Below are 16,343 nucleotides of genomic sequence, written 5' to 3'. Positions count from 1 at the left end.
ATTAGGGGTGCAATTGTTATCAAATCGTGTTAACATGGGAAGTGAGCTTGCAGGCCGCAGGCCCGTAAGGAAAGGAGCACCTTCAAAAACATTGCGTTTTTGTAGAGGTGTTTATTTTTTTAATGACGAGGAGAGAACAATGACCGACAGCATATCCAGTACAAGATGGTTTGGATTAGCCCTTCAGATCCTCCTTATCCTTGCCGACCATAATGAACTTTGTCCTAGCGGTAAAATTGCTGAGAAGATGAAATCCAGGCCTTCCTTTTTAAGAAAGATATTAACTCATCTCGTGAAGGCAGAAATCATTCAAGCGAAAGAAGGCAGGGAGGGCGGCTATACGCTAGTCAAAGATCCAAAGGATATTTCTCTGATGGAGGTTTACGAGGCCATCAAAGCCGAGCCTCTCACGAAAGGCTTCATCTGTATGGAAAACACAGCGTGCAGGACGCCTTCGATTGAAAGTGGCTTATTAGAACTTCGCGACGAAATAGAAGGATGGATCACGGACGGACTAAGGAAAAAAACCTTGGCGGATCTGCTTAATAAGTGAATAACCGGCAGCAGTTTAAAAGCTAGTTGGCGTTGAGTTAACTGTTCTTGACGGAGATACAGTTACGCATTATACTGTTCCTGTAGGAGGATCAGTTTAGAGTAAACTGTTCCTAACATATATACAGTAAAAAGGAGAGAGACATCATGGCTGAAGAACAAACAATAGTGGGTGCGACGGCGGAGAAAAGGGAGGATGCTGTGACTGCAGATTTCCTGAACTTAGTCAGAGAAAGAAGCTCCATTCGGCATTACGATCCGAATTTCAAGATCGAGGAAAGTGAGATTCGGGAGATTTTGGAGGCAGCGGCTCTAGCGCCGTCTTCGTCCAACCTTCAACCGTGGAGATTTCTTGTCATTCAAGATCAAGCTGCCAAGCAAGAATTATTCCCTATCGCTTTTAGCCAGCAGCAGGTCCTTGATGCTTCGGCCGTGATTGCAGTGCTTGCCGATAAGCTGGCCTACAAAAATGCCGATCGTATTTACAGCGGATTGGTGAAGCTAGGTGCAATGAACGAAGACGTGAAAACCAAATATGTCGCGGGAATTCATCAGAACTATGGGAATCTTTCTGAGACTCGTTCATTAAAAATTGCTGCGACCGATGGTGGTCTGGTATCGATGCAGCTGATGCTGGCGGCAAAAGCCAAAGGGTATGACACGGTACCTATGGGGGGCTATGATGCAGACAAGTTCGTGGAAGCCTTCGGTGTGCCGGAGAACTATGTACCGGTTATGCTCATCGCTATTGGTAAAGGCGTGAAAGCAAGTTATCCCAAAACGCGTCTCCCTCTTGATGAAATTCTAACGTGGAATAAATATTAATAGACCGATAAGCAGCCCGTAAATTTGCTCTGGATAGAGCGATTTACGGGCTGTTTTTTGTTCGTTCACATAATATTCACAAATGAAAACCTAACAAATAGTCCATGCCTGGCCGACATAATAAAAGTGCCAATCAATAAATTTATCCATTTATGGTAAGTAATAGATGCTTTAGTCCTAAATAAATAAGGATTTGAACAGCATAACCTATCACAGACTCTCTATGGAATGGGAATTAAGGCGCAATTTGATGAAAGGAAGGGGTAGGCAATTGGACCCTGTCGTATGAGAACGACAGTCCTATGAGGCAAGGCCAGAGGAAAATCAGATGAGATAATCAAAAAGTGGAGGATCACGCAGATGAAGACACGTTGGATTGGAATTACGATCGCTTTAACCCTTTTGGTAGGAAGCACAGTATCGGCCGCGGGAACGAAGTACAATTGGATCGAGGGCGGGAAAAAAGTAGATTTGAAGCAAATTGCGACGTTGGATCTGGACCCGTCCCTTTTGTTTCTGGATGCGGCGAATACGATGAAAATGAATAAAGAAAATGGGGATGCACCGTCCGGCAGGGAGATCGGAAGCGTATATCCGATGGATGAGAATCAGACCTGGTCCGTGATTTTCGAATATGAAGAATCCGGTTATATTAAAGATGAAGAGAAGAAAAAAATAGATGCCAAGGGTATTTTGAAAAGCTACAAAAAAGGAACGGAAGAAGCCAATAAGGATAAGCAGCCTGGAGAACGTCTGTATGTGACCGGCTGGGATGTAGAGCCCTTTTATGACGATAAAACGCATAACCTGACTTGGTCTATGCTGGCGGAGGATGACAACAAGGATCAGCTGCTCAACTATAATGTCCGCTTATTGACGAGAAAAGGCTATGTATCGGCGATCCTGATCTCGGACCCCGAGCATCGTGAGGCCGACAAGAAAGTACTGACCGACAAAATTTTAAGTAAGCTGGAGATTAAAGCTGGACAGCGCTATGAGGAGTTCGATGCGTCCACCGATAAAGTCTCGGAATACGGGCTAAGCGCGCTGATTCTGGGCGGTGCTGGCTTAGCCGTAGCCAAGAAGGTAGGCTTGCTGGCTACCCTGGCTCTGCTGGGCAAAAAGTTTTTCATCGTCATTATTGCGTTCTTCGGAGTCATCCTAGCCTTTATTAAAAAGCTATTCACCCGAAAGAAAACGGAGCCTGCGCAAGCTCCGTCTCAGGATCAACAAGACCAGACGCCGCCGGTGTAGCGGAACGAAGCTTTATCCATGGGTCAGCCCGTTCTCGAGAGAACGGGCTGTTTTAGTTAGGAGAGGGATTACTGGAGAACAACAAGAGGACTCAGCGTAATTTCGAAGGCACGTCCCCAGATGTAATTGGGATTTCCGTAATCTAAAGAGGCGCTGCTGTAGCCCGCAAATGTCCAAGTTGACCCGCTAATTTGCTTGACATTGTAAGCGGTGGCGGCGTTGCCAATCAGGAATGCACTCTTGGCGCGAAGCGTGGCCGTGTGTGTTTGCATGCGATTGCGCAGTACGCTGAGCAAATGCTCGTAATCAGCAGTTGAATTAAACAGAAGCATATTCTGATCTGTCGTACTGTTCGGAAGGTTGGTATATTTGTTGTGATCCCGTGAATAAGTGCGAATCTCGCTGATCGATATTGCTTTGTAGTAGTAGTCTTTCAAGAAACGCTTAAATAGCAGCGAACCATGCGCACGTACCGCATCGCTTAGGGCGGAAGCTTGCGTCTCCGTAACCAAAAACGCATAACGTGCCTGCCCCATACCTAACGAAATCCCTATCTTGTTCCCCGCTGTATTCCAGCCGCTGTACCCCAGAAGCCGTCCGGTATTCTGGCTTCCTAGCAGCGCTTCTGTTACCGTAGCATCCGAGGAGCCTGCTCCGACAAAATCCACCACCACCGTTGCCCTGCGGTCCGCTCCATTGGTGTTTATGCGGCTCACGGCTTGGGCAACCTGAGTAGAGTCCGTAATCGCAATAATTTCAACATCCGGAGAACTGGTCACGAGCTGGCCGCCGATCATATCCACATGCCGCACAATATTATCGTGCACATTCATATACTCGTACGGGTTGATGATGGTGGAACCGTGAGGTCCATAATATTGAACCGCATATCTCGGCTTAGCTCCACCGCGGTACAGTTGGTTAGCCATGCGCGCCACGAGGGAGTGCCCGAGGCCATCTGCGTCCGGAAGAATAATCGCGCGGTTGGGATTTTGTCCTCCGCTGCCGCCTAGCGAGTTGTTGATATAGTTTTCTACGAAACGGATTTCGTTGATTTGTACGCCTTGGGTTTTGGCATCGTCTACGCCTACAGCCACAAAATCAATATAGCCGAGTCGAACGAGCTGGTCCAATACGTAGTAGTTCGTCTTAAACTTATGCTGCCGCGTATAGTAGTACTCGTTCTTGTTAAAGTAAGTCGTGTTTCCATAAGGAGTACCGCTGCTGGATACATTATATCCATTCAAAATATCGTTAAAGGCTGTAAACGTCTGACGCGCCTGCCCCATGAAATTACGGGATTCGTTGTAGGCGTCTAGAGTAAGTCCCTCCACAAATACGGATGAGGCTAGTCTCAAAATTGTATCCAACACATAAACAGGCTTGTTGGGATAGGATTGCTTAATCTGGCGTAGGACATCGAGCAGGTTGGCTGTAGCCGTATCATAGTTAGGGTAGGTTCCCCCTCCGCTTGTTCGGAGACGCCGGCTGCCGATCAATCCCCCGTAAGCGAGCATATCGATGGAAATGATGAAGCCGTCTACAGAAGCTGCTTGGTTCAAGATAAACTGACGAATATTGGCGGTGTTGCCGAACGTAGGGGAGGACGTGCCGATCAGTTGGGTTCCCGAAGCGTTCGCAACGGAATCAATCCGGTTGCGGATATCGGCAGAGCTTGGCGTAATCAAATTCAGCCCCGCTGATTTCGCCTGCATAATCACATCATCCAGATTAACCGGACGATCATCCAGCGGTACGTACAGTACATTTTTCATAGTTGTATTCTCCTTTTCGGAAGAGGTTAGGCCGTTGAACCGGCCCTCGCTTATATAGGTAATGGGGAGGCTAATTCTACAACCTGGCTATTCATGTTGCTTCACATATTCCAGAAATTCTACGATAATCTGCGCGACTGCATCTTCCTGGGGCATAAAAATAAATCGGCTTAACCGGGTAATGTCCCCCTTAAAGAGCTCCAGAAGCTGCAAGGTCGCTTCCGGGTCATTAGTTCTGGTGCTTTGTAAAAGCTCTACGAACACTTGATCCGGGATAATTGCTGAATCATTTTCTTTTTCCATTTATTCACCGCCTGCTGACTTATGTTTAGTTGTTTGGCCACCTCGGCCTCTGTTTTTTCCTCGATAAAGAGCTTGCGTATAATGGTTCTTCCTTGCGGAGGCAATTGGCTTAACAGCTCTTGGATGAACAGTTTGTTGTCGCAGTGAGCCGTGAAGCTGGCCTGGGCCGCTTCGATTTCAGTGAAGGAAATCTCACGCTTTCTGGCAACTTTGGCCTTGTACTGCAATCTCCAGGCAATCCTATAAATTTCGGCTTGGTAATGCTCAAAAATCGTTTTGCTTGCATGCATGAAAGGTCCCCCTTTAGATAGTCTTGTTTTAAAAAAGGGAAAATTTAAGTGAAAAATAACAACCAAAACAAGAACATATGTTCCGTAAATTATACTATAATATGTATCAAAAGTGAAATTATAGTCAATTCCATTGGCTCAAAAGAACCCGAGATTCCTCGAAAGCTTGACTAAAAGAAGGAGTTTGGTCCAGTATGAGGAATTCATCTACTACGAAATCAGCCTCCGAACAGTGACATCCCAGATTCGGAATTTGAGAGGTGAATGCTTTGAGCAAGGTACTTATTGTCGAGGACGAGAAGGAAATCCGTCATGGATTAGCGGCCCATCCGATATGGCAGGAACTAGGGGTAGAGCAGGTGCTTACGGCTGATGACGGGATCACCGGCCTGGAGATGATTGGAGAGTTCCCCGATATCCGGCTGGTCGTGACGGATATCCGGATGAAGCAGGTATCGGGTCTTGAGTTTATTCAGAAGCTGCATGAGGAGCTGGACTTTGAAGGAAAAGTCATCATCCTAAGCGGCTATAACGATTTTCAGTATGCGCGCAAGGCGATGAATTACGGAGTACTCGATTATTTGCTGAAGCCAGTGGATCTGACGGAGCTGAAGCAGGTGGCCCGCAAAGCTCTGCTGCTGCTAGAGGATGAGAAGAAACGGCAAAGCAGCCTGAGTCTGATGGAAGACGCGATGCCCAAGCTGCGGGAAAAGTGGCTGCAGGAGGTCGTCGATCGCGCGGCTATGGCCTCTGTTGCTGAGCCTTCGACCTGGAACCGGCTTCAGCAGTACGGCTTGCTCTGGCTAGGCTCGGACAAGCTCGTGATGATGGTTGTCGAGGCGGACAATCTCAAATCCTATGCGCAGCAAGGCTACTCGGTCAAGGAACGGGACAGAATCGGCTTCGCCATCGGCAATGTGCTCGAGCATTCGCTGATGGAGCAGGCCGAGCAGGCGGGCAGCTACGTTTGGTTCCGTTCTCCGGACGGAGGCAAGTGGGTAGTCGTTTTCGGCCAGCGTACCGGCTCCCGTGCTTCGTTCAACCGCTGGTTTGGCGAATTCAAGGCGCTTCTGGCCGAACGGATCAAAATTTATGTGAAGGCCAGCGCTACCTTCGTTCTCACGGGGGAGGGCTCGCTGGACTCGCTGCCGCAGCTGTATGAGGAAGCGCTCCACAGCCTGATGCAAGCTAAAATATATGGCGAGGACGAAAGCGCAAGAGAGCTGGAACAGGAAGCCGGGCCTGCTTACCGGGATCTGGACCTGCTGCTGGAGCCAAAAGCGTTGGTCGATCTGCTGGGGCACGGGGAACCGCATGACGTGCAGGAGGCGGTGGAGCTATTCCCGGCTCTCGTACGGGAATGGGGGATTACGCTGATCCGCGATCTCCATCAGCGGCTGTTCGAATGGCTGCTGGAGGTGTTCGAGGAAGCGAGGAAGGCCGGCTGGAAGCGGGATGAATGGTCGAAGAAGCCGCTTCTGCTCTGGGAGAGCATCGAAGCTTTTGATACGTTGGAAGCGCTTCAGCCTCTACTTCTCAAATACCTTCTGCAGGTGAATGCCGAACTGCAGGGTCACTCGAACTCGAACAATCAAATTCTGCAAAGAGCGGAGCAGTATATCAAGGAGCATTATACCGAGCCGATCACCGTGCAGACCGTAGCCGATCATGTCTTTCTGTCGCCGGAGTGGCTAAGCACCCTATTCAAGAAGCATGCAGGAACGACGTTCCTCGATTATGTGACCCAGCTTAGGATGGAGAAAGCCAAAGAGCTGCTGCAGGATGTTTCCCTGAAAATTTATCAGATCGGTCCTGAGGTTGGCTACCGGGACACCGTCTACTTCTCCAAGCTGTTCAAGAAGAAGTTCGGCTGCACGCCTAAGGAATACCGCAATTCCATGGGGATTTATGGAAATGAATGAGCGCCGGTCCCGGTTTCAGCTGTCGATGAGATACCGATTTATGTTTGTTTTCTTTATTCTTACCGTGCTGCCGTTCGTGCTTGTCGGGTATATTGCACTATCCAAGTCGGAGAAGACGATTCGGAGCAGCAATCTCGACTCAGTGGTCCAAGCGAGTAAAAATCTGGACCATTTCTTGCGTTATGTACTGAACGAACAAGATAAAATCATGGCTTCCGATGAAACGCAGGAGCTGCTCGACGGAGGGAAGCTTGCCGCGCAGCTGGGCGAAATTCCATACGCGAACAAGTTGTCGGCTTATACGGATACGCTGAACTATGCCAATAAGCTCTTTAAGATTCGTCTGTTTCCTCTTGAGCCGTCCCGGTACCCGGCCTATATGAAATCCGTCTACGGTCCGGCGGAGCTGGAGCAGGTCCCGTGGTTCGCCGAGATTGTCACGAAGGGGCGGTTTTTCTGGAAAGTATTCGGTCCGGCCGATCATCCGAGTCTGTACGTCCAGCCTACACTCGGGAGCGTCAAGCGGCTCCACAGCCTGAAGACCTTCCAGCCTACAGGCGTGGCGGTGATGGAGATCAGACCGGCGATGCTCGCGGAATTCATCGATCCGGTGAAGCAATTCGACAATCAGCGGCTGATGCTCGTCCACAAGGATCAAGCGATCATCTACAGCACGGATGGCAGCTATGACGGAAAAGATGCCGAGGAGCTGGAGCGGGAGCTCTCCGTACCCTTCGTCTCCAAGACGATGAAGTATGCGGGGACAGAGTCTCTCGTTAACGTGTCCGCCCTGCTAGGAGGCGAGCTGAAGCTCGTCAGTGTCGTGCCGATGAAGGATCTGAATAATCCCGTGGCCGTGCTGAACAAATTAACGATCGCGTTTCTGGTGTTTTATTTCCTCATGTCGCTGGCGCTTGCCTGGTATATTACGGTGAAATATACGAGCCCGATCTCTTCACTCGTCCGCCAGATGAAGATCTTGGCCAGAAATCAATTCAATGAGGCAGCTTTGGCCAACTCCAACTGGGTGAAGAGAAGCGATGAGGTGGGCTGGCTTTACCGCGGCATGTCCCATATGGTTAGCGAGATTCACAAGCTGCTTGAAGAGACGAGGGAATTCGAGAAACGCAAGAAGCAGCTGGAGTTTCAAGTGCTGAATTATCAGATCAATCCTCACTTTCTGTACAACACGTTGGATACGATCCGCTGGAAAGCCGAAGCCCATCAGGTTGCTGAGATCAGTGAGATGGTCAGCTCTCTCAGCTCGCTGTTTCGTCTCAGCTTGAACGGAGGGAGGGAATTGACGACCGTACGACGAGAGCTGGAGCTGCTCAAGTCGTATATCCAGATCGAGAAGGTGCGGCAGTCGAGTCTCGTCCGGATGATGTACCGGATCGAGGAGGACATCATGGAGCTTCCGCTTATCCGTCTTATTCTCCAGCCGCTCGTCGAGAATGCGATCCGGCACGGCATCGCGGGGAAGGGAGACGCTGGAATCATTATTATCCAGGGCACGCTGGAAGAGGACGGCATATGCTTCCGGATTACAGATAACGGTGCAGGCATGGCTGAAGACGTGAGGGACAGGCTGCTGGACCCTTCGGCTGAGTCCAGACAAGACCGTGAAGGCGGACTCGGACTGATTAACGTCCATGAACGGCTCCGGCATTATTTTGGCGAGCCTTATGGCCTTGATATTCAGAGCGAGCCCGGCAGAGGCACGACGGTCATCCTTCTGCACCCGCGATTGCCGGACAACACGACCGAGATTGACAGGTAGATCATTCCCCCGTTCATTTCCATAGTGAAGTAAGTAGAGGCGTCTCCCGACAGGGGGACGCCTTTTCACTGGTTTTGTAACAGTAAAGCTTATGAATGTCTCATGGGCTGGCGGAAGCGGGAATGATATCTTGTTAGTACAGGAGGGGAGCACGATGAACAAAACAGACACCGCGCTGAAACCAAGAGGAAATGGCAACTGGAAAGTGTTCAAATCCCAAATCACCTTACAGATGATGATCTTGCCATGCATACTGTTTCTCATCCTATTCGCGTATATTCCGCTAGCGGGAAATATTATTGCGTTTCAGGATTTTAAGATTATGTCGGGCATCACGGGAAGCAAATTTGTCGGGTTAACCCATTTTGCCGAGATGTTCTCGGATCCGACCTTTTATCTCGCGATTAAAAATACAATCCTATTGAGCCTGCTCTACTTAATTGTCGTTTTCCCGGCGCCGTTGATTTTTGCTCTGCTCATTCATGAGATTCCATTCCGGCGTCTCAAAAAAATCGTGCAGACCACGAGCTATTTGCCGCATTTCATTTCGTTCGCGATGGTTGCTTCCATGTGGATTATTTTGCTTGATCCTAAGGGACTGGTCAACGAATCGATGCTGCTGCTGCAACTGATCAAGCATCCGATTGAGTTCTGGACAGAGCCTGGATTGTTTCGTCCTTTGTCCTTGTTGATCAGCATGTGGAAAGAGGTCGGCTGGGGTGCGATTATATTCCTGGCCGCCATCACCGGTATCAACCCGGAGCTGTACGAGGCAGCGATGATCGACGGAGCCGGCCGGATTCGGAGAATCATCAGCATCACCCTGCCGAACCTGATTCCGTTATTCGCTATCTTGTTTATTCTCAAGATCGGATCTTTGTTTACCGGCAATCTTGATCATTCGATTCTGCTCGGCAATTCCTTTAACAAAGAGACCTCGTATGTCGTCGAGTATTACTCGCTGCAGATGGGTCTGGAGCTGACGCGCTATTCTTATGCGACGGCGATCAGCCTGTTCCAATCCGTCATGTCGCTGCTGCTTGTCTTGTTCGCCAATTGGTTTTCCGGGAAAGTATCCGGCAATCGTCTGTTCTAAACTGACCGTACGGGAGTGACCGCGATGTATGCACATATTAAGCTAACCCGGGAAGACAAGGTCGTGAACGTTGCGGTCGTGATCGCAGGCATTCTCGCCTTCCTGGCGACCTTCTACCCCTTGTACTACTTATTGATTTATTCCTTGAACGATCCGATCGATTCGGCGAGCGGGCAGTTGTACTTGCTCCCAAGACAATTCACGCTTGCCAATTATAGCGTGATCTTCGCCGACAGCCAGCTGCTAAGCTCGTTCCTGGTTACGGTTGCCCGGACCTTGCTCGGCACGTTAACGGGAGTTCTCTTCACCGCTATCGGCGCCTATGCGCTCTCCAAGGACCGGCTGCTGTTCCGCAAAGTGTATTCCTTGATCGGGTTGGTTACGATGTATGTAAGCGGAGGGCTGATCCCAACTTATCTGCTGCTGCAAAAATTGCATCTGCTGAACACCTTCTGGGTGTACATCATCCCGTCCCTATTCAATATTTTCAATGCTCTGCTGTTCATGGCTTTTTTCCGGCAGATGCCGGATGAGCTGGAGGAATCGGCCAAGGTAGACGGCGCCGGAGATTTCTACATCCTGATGCGCATTATTCTTCCTCTGTCCAAGCCGGTGCTGGCAACCGTCTCCTTGTTCGTAGCCGTCAACCATTGGAACGACTGGTTCAGCTCCGCCTACTTCGTGTCCAATCAGAAGCTGTGGACGCTGCCGACGATCATCGTGCGAATGCTGTCGGATACGGCCATCATCGACAATATGCAGAGCTTGCCGCCGAATATGAGGCTCAACCCGCTATCCACACTGCTGGCGATCAAGTACGCGACACTGATCGTCACCGTATTGCCGATTACGCTGGTGTACCCGTTCATTCAGAAATATTTTGTTCAGGGTATGATGGTTGGAGCTATCAAAGCTTGACGCAATATCAACGGCTTGCGGGTCAGAGCCTTCGATATCATAGAGAGTACATTAGGGGAGGTAGTTTTCTGATGAAGGTTTCGTTCAAAGGCTTGTCTGTGCTGCTGAGTGCCAGCTTGTTCGTGACGCTGCTTAGCGGTTGTACGGGCGGCAGCCAGGGAAATGGCGGAGCAGCGGATACGCCGTCTGTGAAGGACGGTCAAGCGGACAAGGGGACGCTTACGCTGGATCTGTATTCCGATCGCTCCTGGTACAGCGATTGGTCCGGACCTGGGGCCAAGCGGATCACCGCCAAGACAGGGATCAGCTTTAATGTGAAAAAGCCTGTGCAGGATGATGGCGACGGCAAAGACATCTCGCTGATGATCGCCAGCAACAGCTTGCCGGACGTAATGGTTGTGGATAGAGGCAATAAGATGCTTCAGCAATTGGTGGAAGGCAATTATTTATACTCCATGGATGAATTAATCGACAAGTATGCGCCCAATCTGCGCAATATCTTGAACGAACAATACGGGCCGGAGCTGCTGACGAACTTCAAGGAGCAAGACGGTAAAACCTATAAGCTCGTTTCCGGCTATCAGACAGCCAAGTATTTGGAGCAAGCGAAGAAAAATTCCGGATTGGCGCCTGTATGGCTGCCGCAGCTTGTCGTGCGCAAGGATTACTATGATGAGATCGGCCGTCCGGATACGTCGAGTCCGGAGAAGTTTCTGGCCGCGCTGGAGCAAATGGCCAAGAAGCACCCGGATAAAATTCCTTACCTGGGTGACAAAGGTCAGCATGCCAACGATCTCGGCTGGTTCCTGAGCCAGTTCGGCATGGAAGAGTACTATGTGAACGGCGACAAGGTGCAGCATAACCTGCACAATCCGAAGTGGAAGGACGTCATCAAGTTCGGGAACACCATGGCGAGCAAGGGCTTGCTGACGAAGGAGTCGTTCGTTAATACGGGCGAGGTCACCAGCCAGAAGGTCGCAGCGGGCGACGTCATCGTCTCGGCGCTCAACTCGGCAGCGGAGAACAATGCTCCGCCGAAGGACAATCCGAATACGAAGTTCGAGATGCTCCCTCCGTTCTCGACGTATATGTTCTCGACCATTCCGAAGGGCTGGATGGTGCTGGTTATTCCGAAAACCAACAAAAATCCGGAGCGCACGATGAAGCTGCTGGAGTACGCCGCCTCCAAGGAAGGCCAGGCTGATTTCTCCTACGGCGTGGAGGGGCCGGGAGCCGACGGCTTCAAGAGCGTGGACGCTGGACCGCATTTCTTCTATGACAAGACAGTTCCGAATGACTACTATGCTCAAGGAAAACCGACCTATACGACGGGCTTTAACGATGCTCTGAATAAGGATTGGGGCGGCACCTGGAAGCAAGCCGGACTCGGCGAGCCGGTCATGCTGATCACGAATTGGGCGGTGACCAATGCCCCGTTCTGGAATCCCAAGGATGAGAAGAAGGTGGCGTATGACAAGCTGATGGCGCCGAAGATGAAGTTTTTTCCAGAGTTTAACTTTGTCATCAACGGCACAAGCGAAGTCGGGATTACCGAAGCCAAGCTCAAGACACTGCGCGGCGATTACTTGCCGAAGCTTGTATTTGCCCAGTCTGAGCAGGAATTCGAGTCTCTATTCGGCGATATGCTGAAGAAGGCGGACGCGCTCGGCATCTCCAAGCTGGAGGAAGAGTACACGAAGCAGTATAACGCTAATCTAGCGAAGCTCGGCAAAAAATAATACGGAGTGCCCAAGGGGAGAAGCAGCGTATAGCTGCTTTCTTTTCCTTTGTGCTTCTGCAGGAGGATCTCATATGTTTACTTTAGAGAATGAACACTTGGTCGTCGAATTATATGAATGGCCGGCGATCCGGCAATACACGCATAAGGCTACCGGTCTTGCGGTGTCCGGCAGCGGACCGGAAGGCCGGTGGGCCATCAACGGAAAGCCGACACCGTGGGAGCATTGGAGTATTGCCGCTTATGATGCGGAGGAGCTAGCGGTGAGCTATGAATTGACCCTTGGCGAAACAGGGCTGAAGATAGCGATCATCTACCGTCTGGAAGAGAACGAGGTATTCTCGCAGCTTCGCGTACTGGAAGATCCCGCCGGGCTGCTCAAGCAGCTCGATTGGATCGGTCAGCCGATGCTGGCTTGCGCCGACAGCTCCTTCTCGTATGCCCGTACCGAAATCCATCCGAAGAGCTGGAAGCTTCTCCCTGGCGGGGGCCGGGGCTTGTACGACAGAAAGCAGGTCATGGATCGGATCTCCGACTCCGTTCCGGACCGCCATACCGTTCCGACCATGCACACATGCCTGTTCAATGACGAGCTATGCTGCTTCGTGAAGACCAACTATCCCGTTATTCCGCTGCTGAGCGAGGTATCGGGAAGCGGTGAGTTCGCAGGGAGATCCGACAGCTATGCGATCAGCCTGAATACGTATCAATACCGGGTTCGGAATCAGGTGATGGACCCGCTGGAGATGAGAATTGTCTTCCTGACGGATAGCAATGGCGACGGCAAGGCGGATGATTGCGATTACCAGTTATGGCTCAACCGGCACTATCCGGATGCCAATCCGATCTACAAGGAGGCGATCTGGTACAAGATTTTTTGTGCGGAGAGAAAGCGCGGCGTCCTGACTTCGTTCCGTGAAGTGCTGGACATTGTCCGTCAGATCCATCATATCTCCGGAGGCGTGCCGCAGATCGTGTACCTGGTCGGATGGCAGTTCGATGGTCATGACACCGGCTATCCGGCGCTGAACCGCTTGAATACTAAGCTTGCCGAGAATCCAGACCGGGCAAGGGAGGAACTGCAGGAGCTCGTAGACGAGGCGAAAGCGGCATATAATTGTACGATCAGCTATCACATCAATGCAGATGACGCGTATACCGATTCCCCGGCTTGGAATCCGGATATTTTGAGCCGGGATCCCGACGGATCAGCGCGCTTGTGGCTGGATTTGGAGCATCAGGCTTATCACATCTCGCATACGAAGGATGTGGAGAGCGGTCATGCTTTTGCCCGCTTCGAGCAATTCTTGGAGCTGGTTCCCGTTCAGGATACGCTCCATCTGGATGCTTTCAGAAACACGAACGCGAGCTGGGACGGCAGTGAGTATATCGGGCCTCTGGAGGAACTAATCTGCGGGATGAAGCCGATTATCGCTTACTTCAAGGAAAGAGGGATCGACATCTCCACAGAGGGCCAGAACGGGATGCCGATTGAGGACAGCGGAATTTTCAGCGGATACTGGCATTTCTGGCCTTCCCAGATGTATCATGGAAAAGTAGTCGGCGGCGGTAGCGTCAGCACCCATGCGGTATCCTGGGGCCGGGGAGTGTCCATCGATGCCGATATCTTATACAGGGGTGAGCCGACTAGGCTGGAAGGAGAGCACTTTGAATCCAACGCGTTTGATTCCAGCTGGGAGAAGATCGTCGACATTATTTACTTAGGTTCGATGCTGTACCGCTTTTACCTGGAGCGGGAAATGCTGGAGATGCGTGAGGATGAGGCACGGATCTACATGAGGTTCAGCGACGGCGTTACGGTCAAGGTGGATAAGAAGACGGAGCAGCTGTCTGTGACTTGGGGGGCGGTAACGATCGCCGACAATCACGATCGTTTTATTCCGGCGGGAGACCGGATATATGTATACAGCCGTTACGGAGCGGATCGTTCGTGGATACTCCCTGAAGCTTGGAGGCAGGCTCCCTTCCAGGCGTATCGCCTGACGCGGGACGGCCAAGAGCGGATGGATGACTATGTCGTGACGGATGGAACCATCGAGCTGAAGCTGGAGCCTCATGCTCCCGTGATCCTGAAGCTGCAATAGCGCTCAATTGGACAAGGAGTAGATAGCCATGAGATCAGACCAAGGCAGGGCGAAGGAATCCGTAGAGCTTCATTTGGCAGATTACGGAGGCATACCCGACACTGGAGAAGACACGGGACCGGCTATGCAGCGGGCTATCGAGGCGGCTTCGCAAATAAACGGGGCCGTGGTGCTTGTCTGCGAGCCGGGGCAATATGATTTTTACGCAGCCTCTGCGATTAGAAAGAAGTATTACATCTCGAACACAGCTAGTGAAGTTGAAAATCCGAATCCGGAGAAGACGATCGGTATTTATGTCAAAGGACTCCAGGATTTCGTCTTGGATGGCGGAGGGTCGCTGTTCATGTTTCACGGCAAGCATACGATGCTAGTGATCGACGAGAGTCAGCAGATTGAGATTCGCAATCTGCATATGGACTATGCGGAGCCGACGGTAACTGAAATGACGATTGAGCAGGCGGGACCTTCCTATTTGGATATTCGGGTACACGGGGACTCGCGTTACGAGCTTCAGGATGGTAAGCTATTCTGGACGGGAGAGGGCTGGCGGTTCCATGAAGGCCCGATGCAGGTGTGCGATCCCGTTCGCAATACGACGTGGCGAATCGACAACCTGATCGAGCAAGCAGTCGAGTCAGAGGAATTGGAGCCGGGCCGTATCCGCTTGCACTATGACCATGCGCCGGCCGTGTCTGCAGGATGGATTTTGCAGGCCCGTGATGGCATCCGCGACCAGGTCGGAGCGTTTATCCACCGAAGCCGCAGGGTTCGCCTGGATAACGTCGGCGTACACTTCATGCACGGTCTCGGCATCGTGGGCCAGTCGAGCGAGGATATAAGCTTCAATCGATTGGAGCTTGCTCCGCGTGCGGTTACAGGACGGACGGTTGCCAGCTTCGCGGATTTCGTCCATCTGTCCGGCTGCAAGGGCAAGATCTCGGTGACGAACAGCAGCTTCGCCGGAGCGCATGACGATGTCATTAACGTCCATGGCATTCACTTGGCTATTGTAGGCAGGCCGTCGAACAATCAGTTAGTCGTACGCTTTATGCATCACCAGACATACGGCTTCGCGGCCTTCGATCCCGGCGATGAAGTTGAATTCGTCAGAGCCCGTTCCTTGATCGCTTATGCTTCCAGCAAGGTCACCGCGTCGGAGTTGATCTCACCGAGGGAGATGCTGCTGACATTGGCTGAGCCTGTACCGGAAGGGATCGAAGAGGGCGATGTGCTTGAGAATGTGACCTGGACGCCGGAAGTTGAGATTACGGATAATTATTTCGTCCGGATTCCTACACGTGGCGTGCTCGTGACCACGCGCCGTAAGGTGCTTATCGCGCGTAATGTTTTTGACCGGATGCAGATGAGCGCAATCTTGGTCGCCAATGATGCGGCTTCCTGGTATGAATCCGGGAGAGTGCAGGACTTAACAATACAAGGTAACCGCTTTATTGAATGCGGCAGCAGTGGGCAGGCTGTCATTGCCATCACTCCCGAGAATGAAGAGATCGACGAGAATAGTCCTGTTCATAGCGGCATCCGGATTGTTGAGAACCGATTCGAACTAACCGATCAACGATTGTTGGATGCTAAAAGCACACGAGACTTGACCGTAAGCGATAATGAAGTTATTCTTTTATCCGTTAGCACAAAACCGGAAGACAACAAAAACGGTATGCGGCTAATCGCATGTACCGAAGTTACCCCATCATTAAACCGGTTTAATGATTTGTTGTAGGGGCTGTTTTCCGTATTCGTACCATTCAGAAAAAACCATGAAGAGGT

At 51.1% G+C, this 16,343-nt stretch carries 13 protein-coding genes; 10 read left to right on the top strand and 3 right to left on the bottom strand.

Annotated features, from left to right (window positions below):
* The first annotated feature begins 34 nt into the window (after nucleotides 1-34).
* The 3 genes from WMW72_RS21885 to WMW72_RS21875 all read left to right on the top strand — a co-directional run bounded on the left by WMW72_RS21885 (nucleotide 35) and on the right by WMW72_RS21875 (nucleotide 2,631).
* Entirely contained in the window at nucleotides 35-553 is a 519-nt protein-coding gene (locus WMW72_RS21885; RefSeq protein ID WP_341417694.1) for an RrF2 family transcriptional regulator, read from the top strand.
* A gap of 146 nt (nucleotides 554-699) precedes the next feature.
* Nucleotides 700-1,377 carry a nitroreductase family protein gene (locus tag WMW72_RS21880; RefSeq protein WP_341417693.1) on the top strand — a complete coding sequence of 226 codons (678 nt, stop codon included), beginning with the start codon at nucleotides 700-702 and terminating at the stop codon, nucleotides 1,375-1,377.
* Nucleotides 1,378-1,737: 360 nt separating this feature from the next.
* Nucleotides 1,738-2,631: a DUF2167 domain-containing protein gene (locus tag WMW72_RS21875; protein ID WP_341417692.1), complete on the top strand. Its 894-nt coding sequence runs from the start codon at nucleotides 1,738-1,740 to the stop codon at nucleotides 2,629-2,631.
* A gap of 68 nt (nucleotides 2,632-2,699) precedes the next feature.
* On the opposite strand, the gene WMW72_RS21870 is transcribed toward WMW72_RS21875, so the two are convergent.
* The 3 genes from WMW72_RS21870 to WMW72_RS21860 form a co-directional block, all read right to left on the bottom strand.
* Nucleotides 2,700-4,406 carry a DUF4127 family protein gene (locus tag WMW72_RS21870; protein ID WP_341417691.1) on the bottom strand — a complete coding sequence of 569 codons (1,707 nt, stop codon included), beginning with the start codon at nucleotides 4,404-4,406 and terminating at the stop codon, nucleotides 2,700-2,702.
* Nucleotides 4,407-4,493: 87 nt separating this feature from the next.
* Entirely contained in the window at nucleotides 4,494-4,670 is a 177-nt protein-coding gene (locus WMW72_RS21865; protein ID WP_341417690.1) for a helix-turn-helix domain-containing protein, read from the bottom strand.
* Entirely contained in the window at nucleotides 4,661-4,999 is a 339-nt protein-coding gene (locus WMW72_RS21860; protein ID WP_341417689.1) for a sigma factor-like helix-turn-helix DNA-binding protein, read from the bottom strand. Before WMW72_RS21860 ends, WMW72_RS21865 begins: the two co-directional genes overlap by 10 nt.
* Nucleotides 5,000-5,268: 269 nt before the next feature.
* Here WMW72_RS21860 and WMW72_RS21855 point away from each other — a divergent pair, with 269 nt between their 5' ends.
* The 7 genes from WMW72_RS21855 to WMW72_RS21825 all read left to right on the top strand — a co-directional run bounded on the left by WMW72_RS21855 (nucleotide 5,269) and on the right by WMW72_RS21825 (nucleotide 16,296).
* Nucleotides 5,269-6,921, top strand: a complete 1,653-nt coding sequence (locus WMW72_RS21855; RefSeq protein WP_341417688.1) for a helix-turn-helix domain-containing protein — start codon at nucleotides 5,269-5,271, stop codon at nucleotides 6,919-6,921.
* A 25-nt stretch (nucleotides 6,922-6,946) separates the two neighbouring features.
* A complete protein-coding gene (locus WMW72_RS21850) occupies nucleotides 6,947-8,701 on the top strand; it encodes a sensor histidine kinase (protein ID WP_341417687.1) in 1,755 nt (584 codons plus the stop codon).
* Between the two features lie 154 nt (nucleotides 8,702-8,855).
* On the top strand, nucleotides 8,856-9,797 hold the full coding sequence (locus WMW72_RS21845) for an ABC transporter permease (protein WP_341417686.1): 942 nt from the start codon (nucleotides 8,856-8,858) through the stop codon (nucleotides 9,795-9,797).
* Between the two features lie 24 nt (nucleotides 9,798-9,821).
* Nucleotides 9,822-10,715, top strand: a complete 894-nt coding sequence (locus WMW72_RS21840) for a carbohydrate ABC transporter permease (protein ID WP_341417685.1) — start codon at nucleotides 9,822-9,824, stop codon at nucleotides 10,713-10,715.
* A gap of 71 nt (nucleotides 10,716-10,786) precedes the next feature.
* A complete protein-coding gene (locus WMW72_RS21835; protein ID WP_341417684.1) occupies nucleotides 10,787-12,454 on the top strand; it encodes an extracellular solute-binding protein in 1,668 nt (555 codons plus the stop codon).
* 73 nt (nucleotides 12,455-12,527) lie between these two features.
* Nucleotides 12,528-14,558 carry an endo-alpha-N-acetylgalactosaminidase family protein gene (locus WMW72_RS21830; RefSeq protein ID WP_341417683.1) on the top strand — a complete coding sequence of 677 codons (2,031 nt, stop codon included), beginning with the start codon at nucleotides 12,528-12,530 and terminating at the stop codon, nucleotides 14,556-14,558.
* Nucleotides 14,559-14,586: 28 nt separating this feature from the next.
* Nucleotides 14,587-16,296 (top strand): alpha-1,3-galactosidase-related protein, encoded by a 1,710-nt coding sequence (locus tag WMW72_RS21825; RefSeq protein WP_341417682.1) that lies wholly within the window; start codon nucleotides 14,587-14,589, stop codon nucleotides 16,294-16,296.
* The last annotated feature ends 47 nt before the right edge of the window (nucleotides 16,297-16,343 follow it).

It is taken from the genome of Paenibacillus filicis (assembly GCF_038070315.1).
GTDB lineage: Bacteria > Bacillota > Bacilli > Paenibacillales > NBRC-103111 > Paenibacillus_G > Paenibacillus_G filicis.
Note: the sequence above shows the minus strand (reverse complement) of the source record. Positions and strands in the feature narration are given on the sequence as shown.